A 15,346-nucleotide genomic window follows, 5' to 3' on the forward strand; every position below is an offset into this window, starting at 1 on the left:
GCCAGAATGCTTCAGCGCGACAACATGAAGGTGTCGTACTCGAGGTCTTCCAGCGCGGTGGACAATCGATGCAGCCCCAACAACACGCACACCAGCAGCGAGAGGGTGAAGCCGTAGCCAAAGAAGCTCGGGCCAAGGTGCATGCTCAGTAGCGTCAAACCGGCGTTCAACACGGCGAAGATCACGCACAGCTCCAGGACCACGGCGCGCTTGTCGAGGTAGAAGAACACGTTGAGCAACGCCATGAACACCACCTGGATGCTCACGCCGATCAGGTCAATGTAGAACAGCGGCAGGTAATAGCTGGAGATGCCCAGCCAATCCAGCAGACGCGGAGCAAACAGGAACAGCAGCACCACGGTCAGCCCCTGCACCTTGCAGATTTCCAGCAGGCCTTGGCGAATGGACAAGGTCATCTCGGTCTTCAGCGAACTGATGTGCTGCAGGGTCTCGCCTTCGCGGATAGCCCGGAACAGCCGGTCATACCACTCGGCAAAATCGGTTTCGATGCGCACCAGAAACACCGCCATCCCCGGAATGATCGCCAGGTAGGCGAGGAAGATCGGCAAGTCGTACAGGATTGACGCCCGCAGTGGACCTATCACGACGTTCGAGGTGCCGGGGTTGAACCAGAAGATGAATTTGTCGATCCAGATGCCAAAGTTATAGAAAAACCCGGTCACCAGCAGGCTGACAAACACGTGGCGCCGGTCAAGAAAATCGAAGGCCACCAGTTTCTCGGCTCGGTATTCGCGCAGGATGTCGTAGAGAAACAGGAACAGCAACGTACTGTGCCCGATCAACAACGCCAACAGCAGGCCCGCTATGCCCAGGAAGCTCAGCAGATACGCACTGATGACCATCAGTGTGTAGCCCACCAGCATCACCAGCAGGATGCGGTTATAAGCTTTCATCCCCGAGAGGAAGATGATCACCATCCACAGATTGCACAGCACCACGAAGTTCGACAGCACCAGCAGCCGGTACATCAGCGGCTGGTCGAACAGCACGCTCAGCACGACGATACCCAGGACACCGGCACCGATGGTGACCATCAACAGCACGCCCACCAGGTTGGGCAGGATCTGGTCGTGCTTGTTCTCAAACAGCCGGTCGGAAACGAACCGGGTGAAAAACAGCTGCAAGCCGCCCGTAATGATCAGCGAACTGGCCATCAGGTAGGTCACCGTCACCAGGAACTGTCCCACCAGCGTATTGGGCACGACACGGCTCAGGCTGATGATACCCACCAGCATCACGCTGATGATCGACAGCACCCAGGGACCGGAGCTGATCAGCCCGGCATAGACGTAGGCATGCAAGGTCGCGGTATAGGAATCGCGCGACAGGATCTTGCGAAGTTCGAAGCCAATCCCGGCCATTTAACTGTTCTCCATGGCGGCTTGATACAAGTCGCGATAACGCTGCAGCATCAAGGCTTCGGTGTAGTAACGGTTGACCCGCAACAAGCCGCTGGCCTGAGCCGCCTGCCAGCGTTGCGGACTGCGCAGCAGTTCGAGGATGGCCACGCTGGTGGCCTGCGGGTCGGCAATGGCCACGACTTTGCCGGCCAGGCCCAGGTCGCGGTCCTCTGGACTGCCACCTTCGATCATTTCCCGGCACGAGCCCACGTCACTGCTGACCACCGGCGTACCGGCAGCCCAGGCTTCGAGAATCACCAGCGGTTGCGCCTCGCTGATCGAGGTCAGGACCATCAGCCCGAGCTGGGGCAGGATCTCCTGGATGCGCTGGAAGCCAAGGAAATGCACCTTGCCTTCCAGCCCCAGGCTGGCCATCAGGCTGCGGCATTCGCTGACGTATTCCGGGTCTTCCTCTTCCGGGCCGACGATCCAGCCTTCGGCCTCGGGCATGGCGCTGATCACGCCGCGCATGGCCCGCAGGAACGTCTTCACGTCCTTGATCGGCACCACACGACCGATCAGCCCCACCACCGGGGCAATGCCGGGCGCACGGGATTGGAGGGCGGTGGTCCACTGCGGCAGGTCGATGCCGTTGGGAATGACCTGGGTACGGACCGGGTCGGCGCCGTCCTTGATTTGCCGCTGGCGGTTGCCGTCATACAGCGAAATGATGTTGTCGGCGCTGTTGTAAGTCAGTTGACCGATACGCTCGAAAAAACGCACCCACAAGGTCCGGATATAGCCCGAGCCGGCATCAAGGCTGCGGTTGAGCGCCTGGCCGGAGCTCTCGGCGATCCAGCTGGCCTGGGCCAGGTCGATCTTGCGTTCCTTGGTGTAGATCCCATGCTCGCTGAGCAGGTAAGTGCAGTTCCAGCGCTGCTTGAGGATGCACCCCAACAACCCGGCGTAACCGGTGGAAATCGAATGCAGCACCCGCGCCCGCGGCATCCGGCGCGATGACTCGGCGAGCATCAGCAACGGTGACTGCATCGAACGCAGGGTCCAGAAATAGTTGATGAACGACGGGTCGGCGCAATGCAGGCGATAGCCTTCGCTCAACGCCTCCCAACTGGCACGGCTGCGCAGCACGTCGTCGAGGGTCAAGTGGCCTTGCGCGATACACTCGAGCAGGTTTTCGCCCAGTGCCGGCTCGGGCGCGTCCGGGTGATGCAGGAAGCGATACAGGTCTTCCAGTGTTTGCAGGTCGGCCTCGCGCGGCGTGCCCCGGGTATTTGTCGTATGGGTCGCGTCCTCGAGGAACACTTCCTCGATGTGCAGCACGTTCGACGGTACTTGATAGCGGCGTTCGGGATAGGCTGAACGTTGCCCGCCGATGAACATTACCGAGAACGTCAGCTCCGGCAGGCCGAGGATCATCTGGTGAATCCAGCTCGACACGCCGCCACGCACATAAGGCCAGGTACCTTCGAGCAGCAGGCAGATGTCGGCGATCGGCGCCTCTTCCTTGTGACTCATGTCCAGCTCCTCACCAGATCAGCGAAGGGGGGTCGCTGGCGGGTTTTCTCGGGAAGGCTTGCAAGCAACCCCGGAATTTCATGGTAGCGACCGGCCTCGAAAGCCAGTTCGGCGTGGAACGGCAGAATCTGCGCCGCGCCCATGCCGTTTTCCTGGGCCTGGGTCAGCAACACTTCGGCGCGCTCGATGTCGCCGCGTTCCAGGGCAATACGCCCGGCCAACAGAAACAGCTCACCGCCCTCACCCGCCTGCAGACCTTGTTCGGCATGTTCGCTGGCCTGGTTGAGGACGTGTTCGAGCACGCTGCCCTGCGCCAGCCCCAGGTACGCCAGCTCCCAATACCAACGCGCCAGGGTGCCATGCAGCACACCGGCGGCCTTGGTCGAGGCGCCGTGCAGTTGGCCGAGGGCAATCTGGATACGCAGGTTGATGTCGCTTTCCTGCTTGTCGAGCATTGAGTAGGCCAGCAGCCGCACATCGTCGCTCGGGTCGCCCAGTGCCAGTTTGAGAATCGGCACCGCTTCCTTGCCAGGCATGCGTTTGGTGGCCAGCAATGCAGCCAGACGTTGATCCGGATCCGGTGCATGACGCAAGACATCCTGCAAACCGCCATCGGCGAAGATCGGCGAATGCAATTGCATCTGCGCCCGATACGGCAGGCTCGGAATGCCCACCGCTTGCCAGGCCTGCTTGTCGCGTTTGCGTGGCAGGTACAGCGCCGGGAAGATCGCCGCGACCACGCCCACGGTCCCGAGCACCGGCACGAAGAACGCCAGGCTGAAAATGAACAGCGGGCTCCACGGCAGGGGCGAACGGTAACGCGCCGGCAACAGCAACCAGACCGCGCCACACAACAGCACGCTGGCCAAACCGTGAGTGAGGGTGAACACCAGCAATTGATGCGCCTCGGGCGCGTCGACCCACAAACTGGCCCAACTGCCCGCCTCTAACAACAAGGCTCCGCTAAACAGCCACTTGCTGATCATTCAGACCACACTCGTTGAACAGGAAGTTACGCAGCCCGTTGTGATCATCAGGCTCCAGGTTGAACGGCATGACCCGCACGCCGAGGCTGTCCAAGTCACTTTCAATGCCGAAGTGTTCATGCACCAGCAGGTTGATACGCGACAGATAGCCCTCAGTGCCTTGCGGACTGGTCAACGGCAAGAGCACCAGCAGCAACTGGTGATCGCGGTTGTTGCGCAGCGGCAAGTGCAAATCCAGACCGCGCTGGCTGCGTTCCAGCAGGCGCGTCAGTTCTTCGTTGGAACGGGTCATTTCGAAGGCGAACAGTCCGGCAGACAACTGGTGCTGTTCGACGTCGACCAGTGAACGCTTGAGTTGCAGTGTGAAGTGCTGCGCGTCGGCATCGACCAATTGCAGCACTTGCACGTCACGCAACAGCAGGTCGGCGATGTGACCGGCCAACAGCGCCAGCAGGCTCAGCGTGCGATCCTGGAAGGCAAAGAACGGCATCTGTCGCACCGCCAGCACCGCCAGCAGACGCCCTTCGGCATCGATCAACGGAATGCAGGCCTGCAGCGACGAGAATTGCGCCGAGCCACCGGCATCGATCAATTCCTGACGTACGCTGACCAACTCACCTCGCTCCAGGCACAACTTGACCAGTCCGTCCTCGGTGTCCAGCGAGCCCATGACGCCGATGGTTGCCAGCGGCGCCGGCAACACTCGCTCACCGCGCTCGTCGACTCGATACAACCCGGCCACCCGCAGCGCGCCGTACTGTCCAAGCACGGCAACGATCGGGTCGGCCAATGCCGCCAGGGCATCGCCATGCTCGGGCATCACCCGCAGTTTTTCGCGCAGGCCCAGCAGCGAGCTGCGCAAGCTCTGGTCGCTACCCGCCACACGCTGTTCCAGGCGGTCATGGGAGACCCGCAAAATCTGATGCGCACGGGTGAACTCATCGAGACGGTACTGACGATAATCGTTGGCCATCTGCAGACGCTCCAGGCGTCGCTCCCACAGATCGCGCACCTCGCCCACCAGCATGCCGCATACCAGCACGCCGACTATCCACGACGGCTCAAGCTGCGCATAGCCGGCATGGCCGCTGTAGCGCAGGGCGAAAACGGCCAGAACCAACAAACCGGCGCTGAGCAGACCGCGCACAAAACCGTAACGCACACCCAACAGCAGCGGCGCCAGAATCGGCCAAGGGAACCCGCCGTGCATCTGCATCGGGTCGTCCGGGGTCAACCAGAGGCCGAGGCCGATGACCAGGCCGGTTACCAGGAACGTTTCCAGCCAAGACACCGGGCCGCTGGCGCGAGGCGCCAGGCTGTAATCCATGTGTGGAGAATTCATTGCGATCACTCGAACGTAAGGGCGCCAACAAGTTTGTCGAGCACCTTTTGCGCGGTACCCGCGAGGCTTTCACGAGACCAACCGGCACGCGCGCCGCTTTTGCTCCAGAGCACCCGGCCGCTATCGGCATCCAGCACGCGCAGGCTGATGCCTACCGCCGGCTCGCCGTCCAGGCCATTCTTGTACTGCCATTCTTCGACGCTACCGGCGACCACGTAATCGAGCTTCTGCTCACGCGCCCAATCCAGGGCACCGGCCAGACGCTCGTTATCGTCCATCAGCGCTTGCTCACCCTGAGTGCTGGCTGGGTAAACCCGTGGCTGCAGGCCATGGCTGCTGAGGACGCTGAGCAGAATTTGCTCGCTGCGTTCACCGGCCTGTGGTGTCTGCGAATAGTTGACCATCGGCACGATGCCCCACTGCGCAGTGCGCGGCAGGCTCGGGCTGCTTTCGTCGGTGAAACTGGCACAACCGGCGACGACCAGGACCGCCAGCGCCAGGCTCAGATTACGAATTGCTTGCATACGTTTTTCTCCCGTAGAAATTCCATGATCAGCGTCCGAAACGCACGCCGTAGCTCACGCCCAGTGTTCCGCCGGCCTTGCCGTCCCCGCCTTGTGGCGCGGATTGGTAGCCGAAGGTCAGGGCCAGTTCGTCGTCACCCAGCACTTCAACGCCGATCCCGGTATTGATGCCGTAGTTGAATGTTTGATCGGTCCATTGCCAGCCTGCCGTCAGGTCAACCAGCCAGGTGTACTGCGGCCTGGTCCGCACCAGCGCGCCAGGTATGCCGCGACGCCAGGAGCTGCCGACATACAGTTGGCCATAGCGACTTTGCAGCAGGTCGCTGGCGGTGACGGTCTCGATATCCAGTGGATTGATCGGGTCGGGCAAACCGGTATCAGGGTCGAACGTCTGCACAGGCGCCGCTCTGATGACCGGGCCACCAAAGTTAGTCGACAGGTAATCCAGCGACTTATCCTTGACCCGATTCTTCTGGTAGTCGACACCGCTGCGCACGGTCCAGTTGGGACCGGCGAATTCCAGCGTGTGGTTGTACTCCATTTTCAGCGCATGGCCATCGCCCAGATCGTCACCGGCCCGGGTGGAAAACGACCGCTGCGCGACTTCCCAACTGACCTGATCGCGGGCTGTCAAACTATGGCGGCCACCCAGATACACGCGGTCCTGTTGGCCGAAGGCGCGCATCAAGCCGCTGTCTTCGTTCTTGCGATGCCAGTCGACGCCGGTTTCCAGTTCATCGCTCACACCCAGCTGCCAGGTCCGGGACAGGCCCAGGCCGTTGCGGTCGTCATCGCTGCGCTGGCTGGTATCGGCGAACAGTTTATAGCTGCCGTCCTCCACCGCACGTTGCAGGGTCAGGGCGGCGTTACGCTCCTCGCCGATGCGCGATGATTCGATTTCGTCACCACTGTAGTCGCCCTGCTCCAGCTCAAGATCGGCGTACCACTTATCGCCCAGGTTGTGCGCAATCTCCAGGCGTGGCGCGTTGAACTCCAGGCCGCCGAAGTCCTGTTCATGCCACGACAACTGCGCACCTTGCGGCGTGCGTTCGTGGATCTCCACAGCCTGGCGGCGCAGCTGTTCGCGCACCGCTTCCGGCTGCTCATCACCGAGCGCCGTCAGGCTGGTGTCGAGGGCTTCATTCAGGCGACCCAGACGACTGAGGGCCTGAGCGCGTTGCGCCGGGTTGAGGTCGCTGCTGGCCAACAACGTTTCGACCTGCGCCTTGTTGCGGCTGCGCAGAGCTTCCTGAATCTGCTCATAACGCTCGACCTTCAGGCCCTGACTGCGCGCCCAAGCCAGCCATTGGTCTTTTTGCGATTCCTGATTGGTCGCATCAAGACGCGCCAGCAAACGCTCAAACCACAGTTGCAACATCGCCGGCGAGCCGTCCTTCCATTTCAGGACTTCCTGCTGGGCCTTTTTCGGTGAATAGCTGCTGGCCATCAAACGCAACCAGGTGCCGTAGCGTTGAGACGACGGCTGCAGATTTTCGCCTTCGGGGCTGCGCAGCAGCTTCAAGCGCAGACGCTGGGCCGCATCCTTATAGCCGGCACTGTCCAGCGCATCGGCGTAGGCCGCTTGCACCAGCCAGTCCTGAGGACTGCTCTTGAGGTACATGCGATACCAGGCCAACGCTTCGCTGTCGCGGCCGAGCATCTGACTGGCGCTGGCGAATGGCAGCCACAGCAGACGGTCTTCGCACGCCCGGGCTTTCCATTGGCTCAGCAAAGGCTTGAGTGCGGCGGTGTTGCCCTGATCGACGTACAGCCACATCAGGCGTTCGCGGAACAGGTTGTCGTCGGGGAACCGCGCGAGGCCTTCCTGATACAGGCGCAGCGCTTCGTCGGTCTGGCCCTTCTGCACTGCCAATGCACCGCGTACTGCCAACACTTGAGACTGGCCATAGGCATCAGGGTATTGCTCGGCGTCCTTGAGCAGCGACTCCACTTGCGGCCAGTCCTGCAATTCCTGGGCTTGCTGCAAGGCCTCGACCAAACGCTGCTGGTCGTGGCTGCGTTGCCAGCTGGCGACCATCAACTGCAGAGCGCGCTGTGGATTGCTGGTTCGATAAAGGGTGATCAACTGACTCTCGTCGCCGCTGTTGAGCGAGCCTTTGAGCGTCAACAGCTTCTCGAGCGACACCTGCAATTCATCGTCCCGTTCCAGGTCCCAGGCCAGCGAGGCCCGGGAGCGCCAGTAGTTCGGATCAGTGATGGTGCGGTTATCGACTTGCAACACTTGCCATGCCGACGTGTTATCGAACAACTTGAGATAGGTATCGACCCAATCGACGCGCTCGGTGGTGGTCAGCGCAAAACGTTTCGAGTAGTCCTTGTAAACGTTGGCCTTGGCTGCATATTGCCCGGTGTTTTCCAGGTTTTGCAGCAGGCGCGTCCAGGCCAGGCGATGCTTGGGGTACTTGCGCAAATACGTGCGCAGCCAGGCTTCAGCCTCTTTTGGCGTACCCCGCGATTCGTGACCGTAGATCAGCGCATCGAGTTCGATGTCGGTCAGCGCACGCTGCTCCATGATCTCGGCAAGCAACGGAATCGAGCGGTCGAAGTCGAACTGCTGGCTGGCCAGGCGCCAGGCGTGCTCACGGGTTTGCGCGCTTTCACGCAGCTTCAACAGACGAATCCAGTAACCGAGCGCCGCTTCGTTTTCACCCTGCCATTCGCCGAGGTGGGCCATCTGCTCAAGCAACTGCACATCTTCGGGATGTTCTTCGAGCAGTTGCTGGCCGCTTTCCCAGGCGCCCGGCAAATCGCCGAGGGCCAGACGCATGCTGAAATCCTTCTGCAGGATCTGCGGGTTGTCCGGTTGCAGGATGCGCCACTGTTGCAGGAAGCGCTGCGCCAGATCGAAGCGCTTGCTGGCGACGGCCACATCGACGCCCTGCTGGACCCAGGCCGAGTCGGTTTGCGGGTTGATCAGCGAGTCGATTTCATCTTCAAGCACCTGCGCAGCCTGGTCGCCCTGACCGGAAGCCAACAGGCTGTTGTAGGCCAACTGGGCATACTCACGACGTTCGCCCGCCTGATCAGTATCCTTTCTCAACTGCAGATAGATTTCTGCGGCGCGCCCCGGTTGCTCGCCCGCCAGGTACCATTGCGCAGCGGACTTGAGCGCCGCGCTGCGCTGCTGCGGGTCGCGAGCAGCAATTTCTTCATAGACACTGGCGGCAAACGCCGGTGCCTGCAAGGTCAGTGCGAGCTTGGCCAGGTTCTGCAATTGCGGCAATGGCAGCATCCGGTGATCGAAGCTTTTCAGACGCTCGACCAAGGCCTGCTGGGTGATCAGGTCACTGTCCTTGGCCGCTTCCAGCGCATCCAGCTCGAGCCGGTAATACGCCTGCAATTGCAGGTTCGGCTTGGGCCAATTCTCCAGATGCTGGCGGGCCTTGGTGTAATCACCGAGGCGAATCAACAGGTCGACCAGTTGCAGACGCAGGTGATCGTCTTCCGGGTGAGCGGTCAGCAGCAGTTCGGCATAGTTGGCGGAAACCGCATCCGGTTCGCGGCCGTCAGGCTGGAATACTTCTTCACGCTGGAAGGTCGCCCACAGCAGACCGCCCACGGCAACCGCCACCACCGCCAGCGCCCACGGGTTGAGCAGGCGGCTGTTTTTGCTCGCTGAAGAATTAGTTGCAGAAGAGCTGACCATTACTCACCTGCTTCATTGGTAATTGAAAAGTCCACAGACCGGCCGATGCCTTGCCTGCAAAACGCTGTCCATCCACTTCGACCCGGCAGGCACTCGCCGACCGTACCGAGAAGGTCAGATCAAACTGCCCGGCAAACGAAAAACTCACGCGTTGATCATCCAGGTACTGCCAACTCAGCAGAGGCAAATTGGCTTCCTCCAATGCCGGGCGGCTGTCCCGATCAGGTCGCAGCACCAGCAGTGCCCGGTCGCTGCTCAGTGCCACATAGCGCCCTTGCGGTATGTCTCGAACACCGGCAATGCCTTGCGATCGCAGCAAATCCGGCCAGCCCATTTGCGGGTCCAGGCGCACGGTGCGCAATGCATCCATGCCGCGAATCTGCCAGTTGCCATCGGCGGTCCGCGCCAGGCTGGCCTGATACAAGCCGTGCAATCGATCGATGTAGTCGCTCATCCACAGCGACATCGGCTGTTGGTCGCGCATGTAGCCGTAGATCTCGTGCATGGCCTTGATCGAAGCCTGCTTGGTGCTTGAATAAAAGTGGTAGTAAAGGTGCAGGCCACGCAGGCGGCGCGGGCTGTCGGTCAGCTCGAAGGTGTCGATCACTTCGCGGAAACCGTAATACGGACCTTTCCACAGGTTGGTGTAGAGGTTCTCGTTGATGATCGGCGCGTAGTACTGCAAACCGCCCTCGGTAGGGCGCAGTAGCGGGTTCAACCCGGTCAGCGACGGATCGGCCTTGGTCATCATCGTTTCCGCGCCGTTGACGTTTTTCAGACCGGCATCGTAGGCAATCTTCAGCGTCGCTGCCGAAGGCAAGGCGTCACCTGGCCAGAACACCATTTTCACCGGTTTTTCCGGAGTGGTGAGCTGCTGGTTGATGTAGTCGCGGGAACCGACAACCTCGCGATAAAAATCAATTTTGTCGTAGCCCGCAATAGCCATGTTCAAACCATATTCCGGTTTGAAATTCTCACGTTTAGTGGCCTTTTCCGGCTGCATGAAAAACGGATGGCTGAAGGTGTGGGTGGCCACTTCGACTTTCGGATTGGCGAAGATCTCGCGGGCGATGGGCTCCAGTTCGCGTGCCAGGTGCGGGAACATGCCACGTGGCGAAATTTCACCCTCGACGATCGACACCGACGTCAGGAACGGGTTGGGCTTGATGTAGTCATCCAGCGTGTGACGGCCGGCATATGGCGTGCCACGCACTTCGGCGCGGGAGGGAAAGCCATCGCCGTCGATGTGTACGGTGGCGATTCGACGGCCGTTTTCTGTGGTGGTGTCCGGCCGTGGTTGCTCAGGCAGACGCAGGCTTGCCTTGAGGAAAGCGAAGGGGTCGAGAATCCAGCGACTGCGCTCGTTGTTCACCTCAAGAATGTAAGGTGCCAACGCCAGACCGCCCCAATCGCCAATGACGACCGGGTCGAAGGTTTGCCCTGCAGCATTGCTCAGCGAAAGTGCCGGTGTCGGCCCCTTGGGCAATACCGAGACCGCCGTCAGGTCACGGGATCGGGGCTGCACCGGTGCTTCAAAAGCGCCGAGCAGCGCCTTGTCTTGATGAGTCACTGTCAGTGCTTGGGTACCCGGCGGGGCTTCTCGCTTCAGGCCCATGCGCTTGAGCAGAACCTGGTCTTCAACCGGCAGGCCGGAGAAAAAAACCACCGGTACCTGCTCGTCCAGACGTGCGCTGATGAAACGGTTGAATGCCGGAGCATCTTGCGGCGAACCGCTGGTCATCCATGTAATCACCCCGGCATACAAGCCACTGAAGCGATAATCCGGCATGGAGCTGCTGGCAGGCAGGTAGTCAACGCGATAACCCAGGTATTCGAGCAGCCCGCCCAGATAGGTGTGACCGGCGTTGTTGGCCAGGTCACCTTCGCGCGGGTCGTAAACCAACGCGACACGCCGCGGCTGCACTTCGATGTTGCTGATGCCCATCGAATTCAGTTCCGGGGTGCTGATGAAAGGAATGAAACCTTCATCGCGCAAACGCTTGGCCAGCTTGCGGGCCTCTTCGCGTCGTTCCGGTGGCAAATAGTCGATCGCCACCAGTGGAATCCCTTTGGCACGCAACGGTTGCAGCTGGCCCAGCAGCCATTGGCGGTCCGCCTCCGGCACTGGACGGTATCGTTTGGCGGCTGCGTCCCAACCAGCGTAGAGCGACTCGAAAGCTACCGCTGCAGCCACGCCGTCAAGCTCCGGCAGCACTTCAAAGCCACGATTGAAAAACAGCTTCAGCTTTGGCTGCTGCTTGTGCAGTTCCCGCAGAAAACTGGCAAGACCGGCACGCTGGGCTTCACGAGATGCCTCTGGCAGCAGAGTGAAACTGTCGAGGGTATCGAGAAAAAGTCCACCATAGCCCTGGGCTTGCAGCTGCCTGGCACGGCCGAGCAAGTGTTCGCGCCAGGCCGGTGCCGTGAGGTCCATGACCTGGCTGTTCCACGAGTCGTTTCGCACCGGAGAGACAGCCTTGTCCAGGCCGGCCTTGGAGATATCCGCTTTTGAACCGTCGAACTCGCCCACAGACATATAGGCAAACGGTTCGCTGCCCAGCTTGCGCAACGTTTTGACATCGTTCGCCGTCATGTGCCCGGGTTCGACGACAGCCCAGTCAAACTGCGCCAGCTCAGAGATCGGCGGCTCGTCGGCATACCAGAAAGTCACGCTTGAGGGAGGCGTCAATACCGCGGCTTGCACGGCGGGGCCACTCACACACAGCGCCAGAGCGGCTAACAGTCGCTTGGCGACCGAGCGGACACGCGTCCTGCGAAAAACGATTTCCATAACTCACTCTTGAAATGACGGATCAGTACTGCTTGAACTTCGGGCAGCTTAAGCCGACCGAGTTACAAACTGCGGATGAGTTGCGCTAGACCGTTGCCGATGGAAGTCGGTTCCGGAAGATCAAAGCGCTCGAGCAGGCGAGCATTATTGGCGCGCGAATGGCGAATGTCGCCTTGACGTGACGCCTGTTTGTTTACCGTCAAAGGATTGCCGGTGGCAACCCCCAGTTCAGCGATCAAATCATTGAGGCTGGTGGAACGGCTGAGGCCAATGTTCACCGCTCCAGGACGCGGCTCATTGGTCTCCACGGCTTGCAGCAGGATGCTCACCAGGTCCAGGACATAGACGAAGTCGCGGGTCTGCTCACCGTCACCGAAAATCGACACCGGCAGTTGCTTCAACGCCCGCTCGGTGAAAATGCTGATCACACCGGAGTACGGCGAGGACGGATCCTGGCGCGGGCCAAAGATGTTGAAGAAGCGCAGGATCACCGGCTCCAGGCCGTGTTCACGGCGATAGAAGTCCAGGTAATGCTCACTGGACAACTTGTCGCTGGCATAGGGTGTGAGTGGCGATTTTGGCGTGTCTTCGTCGATCGCCGAACCTTCGCCGTTGTTGCCGTAAATGGCAGCACTGGAGGCGAACACGACGCGCTTGATACCGGCCTTCAACATGCTTTCACAAACGTTGAGCGTGCCGACGAAATTGCTTTGGTGTGTACCGACCGGATCATCCACCGACGCTTGCACCGAAGCCACCGCCGCCAAATGAACGACGGCACTGCAATCGCGCATCGCTTGGGCCACTGCGGCACTGTCTGCGACATCGCCAACCACCAGGTTCAGGTTGGCATTGTCCATCGGCAGGTTACTGACTTTGCCGGTCGACAAGTTATCCAGCACTCGAACCTTGTAACCCTTGGCCAGCAACGCTTCTACAAGGTGCGATCCAATGAATCCCGCTCCGCCAGTAACCAGTACGCGCTCAACGAACATGAAATTTCTTCCTGAAGATTCAAGCGGACGCTCCTTTTTGAAGCCCGCTGACGGTGTAGGCATTTGTATCGTACTGCGGTTGCGAACCATGGGGAACTGCCCAGTCACCACCGACATTTTTATGGCGCAAGGCCATCAAAACGCGGCAGATAATGGGAGATCCCACGGACACTGTCAATAGCTTGTCTACTTTGCCGCCGTACGGCAAATAAAAGCGCGATTCCGTCATTTTATTGACGACGCAAATCGGATCCATTCGGACAAACATACCCACCCGCTCGCGCGAATCAGCCAAACGTCACAGCAAACGGTGCCGCAGCCTGTTCAATGGCACCGACGACATGTGTTGCCTGCTCTCGATACTGGGGATAACGCGCAATCACCACCTCAACAGCGGCGAGCATTTTCTGAATGCGCTCCTTCGGCTTTTCGATTTCGCAGTTTTGTGCAAACTCAACAAAAATACAGGCGCCTAAAGCGCAGAATGATTATTTTGCGAAAAGCCCTTCTACACTCAATCGGCAAAGCCACTCTCCCCCGCCGAACGAGCCCACATGAGCCTCCTCAAAGACCGCTTCAAACAAGGCAGAGATGCGCGCAAGAAATGCCCCCGTAGTGCCCACGCGACGTCGGGCAAAGCCAAGCGCGATCCGATTCCGCTGATCAAGGCATCGAGTGAGGGGCGGATCAAGTCGCTGGTCGAGTTGCGTTACGGGCGCATGCTGGAGTCGCCGTTCACCTTTTACCGTGGCAACGCGCTGTTGCAGGCGCATGATCTGGCAGACACGCCTGATATGGGATTGGTCGCGCCGATCTGTGGTGATAGTCACCTGATGAACTTCGGTGGTTTCGCCACACCCGAACGCAACCTGCTGTTCAGCGTCAATGACTTTGATGAAGTTCATCCAGGGCCATGGGAGTGGGATGTAAAGCGTCTGGCCACAAGTTTTGTGGTGGCCGCCCGCGACTTGCGCCACGGCAAATCGGTCGAAGATTCGATCTGTCATGAGCTGCTGGGGGCCTATCAGGAGACCATGCTCGAGTGCGCCGAACAAAGCACCCTGGAGACCTGGTACGAGGCCATCACCTACGGCGATTTGCGTGAACAGGCGAGCAAAAACACTCTGGAACACGTGCAACGTGCCATCGACAAAGCCGAACATCGTACCCATGCCGAACTGCTGCCGAAAATCAGCGAGCGCGATAACCACGGTCGCCTGATCATTCGCGATGATTTGCCGGAAATCTTTCACCTGCACAACAACACCACGTTGCTGGATGCCGACGATGACTGGTTGCGACTGTCTGACTGGCGACCGTTGTTCGACACGTTCATGCGCGACTACCGCGGCACGCTGCAAGCCGACCGTCGTGAATTGTTGTCACGCTTCACCGCTCAAGACATGACGTTCAAAGTGGTGGGTGTCGGCAGTGTCGGCACCCGTTGCATGGTGGCGCTGTTGACCGACGAACAGCAATTCCCGCTGTTCCTGCAATTCAAGGAAGCACGCCGTTCCGTACTCGCCGATTACGTGAAAGCCAAGTCGCGGGTCCGCCATGAGGGGCAGCGCGTGGTCGACGGTCAGCGCTTGATGCAATCGGCCAGCGATCTGTTCCTTGGCTGGACCACCGGCCCCAGCGGTCGTCACTTTTACGTGCGTCAGTTACGCGACATGAAGGTTTCGGCCGAACTCGAAACATTTGATGCAGAGGCTTTCGCAGCCTACGGTCGACTTTGCGGTCGCGCCCTGGCCCGCGCCCATGCCAAATCGTCCGGATACGCCGCGCAGATCAGCGGCTACATCGGCAAGGGCGAGGCGCTGGCCGATGCGCTTTACAAATATGCCCAAGGCTATACCGAACAGAACGAGCGCGACTTCGAGGTTTTCCAGCAGGCCTGTCGCAAGGGTCGTTTGCATGCGCGATCGGAAGCCGATTTTGCGGCGGATCATTTGCCCTGACCGTCCAGAGATGTCTGGCCCGTGGCGTTCCTCCAGATGAACTTTTCTTCACCCCGCCTCGAAGCCACAACCTGTACATTTGCCTCGCTCATTCAAGAAACTACGGTTTGCCCGCCCTCCCGCGGGCTTTTTTTTGTTTGATCAAATGAAGCTGGCAGCACCTGACCATCCTGATGCGTCACA

Annotated in this window: 9 protein-coding genes; 1 reads left to right on the forward strand and 8 read right to left on the reverse strand. The window is 60.0% G+C overall.

Annotated features, from left to right (window positions below; all coding sequences use genetic code 11):
* Positions 1–11: 11 nt before the first annotated feature.
* From pelG to D8V06_RS13035, 8 genes are all read right to left on the reverse strand, one after another.
* Complete coding sequence (gene pelG / locus D8V06_RS13000; protein WP_056854942.1) at positions 12–1,382, reverse strand: exopolysaccharide Pel transporter PelG; 1,371 nt, start codon at positions 1,380–1,382, stop codon at positions 12–14.
* Positions 1,383–2,897: a GT4 family glycosyltransferase PelF gene (gene pelF, locus D8V06_RS13005; protein WP_056854941.1), complete on the reverse strand. Its 1,515-nt coding sequence runs from the start codon at positions 2,895–2,897 to the stop codon at positions 1,383–1,385.
* Positions 2,894–3,883 (reverse strand): HEAT repeat domain-containing protein, encoded by a 990-nt coding sequence (locus tag D8V06_RS13010; protein WP_056854940.1) that lies wholly within the window; start codon positions 3,881–3,883, stop codon positions 2,894–2,896. Before D8V06_RS13010 ends, pelF begins: the two co-directional genes overlap by 4 nt.
* A complete protein-coding gene (locus tag D8V06_RS13015) occupies positions 3,861–5,225 on the reverse strand; it encodes a PelD GGDEF domain-containing protein (protein WP_056854939.1) in 1,365 nt (454 codons plus the stop codon). Before D8V06_RS13015 ends, D8V06_RS13010 begins: the two co-directional genes overlap by 23 nt.
* Before the next feature lie 5 nt (positions 5,226–5,230).
* On the reverse strand, positions 5,231–5,749 hold the full coding sequence (locus tag D8V06_RS13020; RefSeq protein ID WP_056854938.1) for a hypothetical protein: 519 nt from the start codon (positions 5,747–5,749) through the stop codon (positions 5,231–5,233).
* 28 nt (positions 5,750–5,777) lie between these two features.
* Positions 5,778–9,416 carry a tetratricopeptide repeat protein gene (locus D8V06_RS13025; RefSeq protein ID WP_130931076.1) on the reverse strand — a complete coding sequence of 1,213 codons (3,639 nt, stop codon included), beginning with the start codon at positions 9,414–9,416 and terminating at the stop codon, positions 5,778–5,780.
* A complete protein-coding gene (locus D8V06_RS13030) occupies positions 9,394–12,207 on the reverse strand; it encodes a bifunctional glycoside hydrolase 114/ polysaccharide deacetylase family protein (RefSeq protein WP_130931077.1) in 2,814 nt (937 codons plus the stop codon). Before D8V06_RS13030 ends, D8V06_RS13025 begins: the two co-directional genes overlap by 23 nt.
* 62 nt (positions 12,208–12,269) lie before the next feature.
* Positions 12,270–13,202, reverse strand: a complete 933-nt coding sequence (locus tag D8V06_RS13035; RefSeq protein WP_130931078.1) for an NAD-dependent epimerase/dehydratase family protein — start codon at positions 13,200–13,202, stop codon at positions 12,270–12,272.
* 554 nt (positions 13,203–13,756) lie between these two features.
* Between D8V06_RS13035 and D8V06_RS13045 the strand changes: the two genes are divergently transcribed.
* On the forward strand, positions 13,757–15,163 hold the full coding sequence (locus D8V06_RS13045) for a DUF2252 domain-containing protein (RefSeq protein ID WP_130931079.1): 1,407 nt from the start codon (positions 13,757–13,759) through the stop codon (positions 15,161–15,163).
* The last annotated feature ends 183 nt before the right edge of the window (positions 15,164–15,346 follow it).

Source organism: Pseudomonas sp. Sample_24 (assembly GCF_004307605.1).
In the GTDB taxonomy this organism is placed as follows: Bacteria; Pseudomonadota; Gammaproteobacteria; order Pseudomonadales; family Pseudomonadaceae; genus Aquipseudomonas.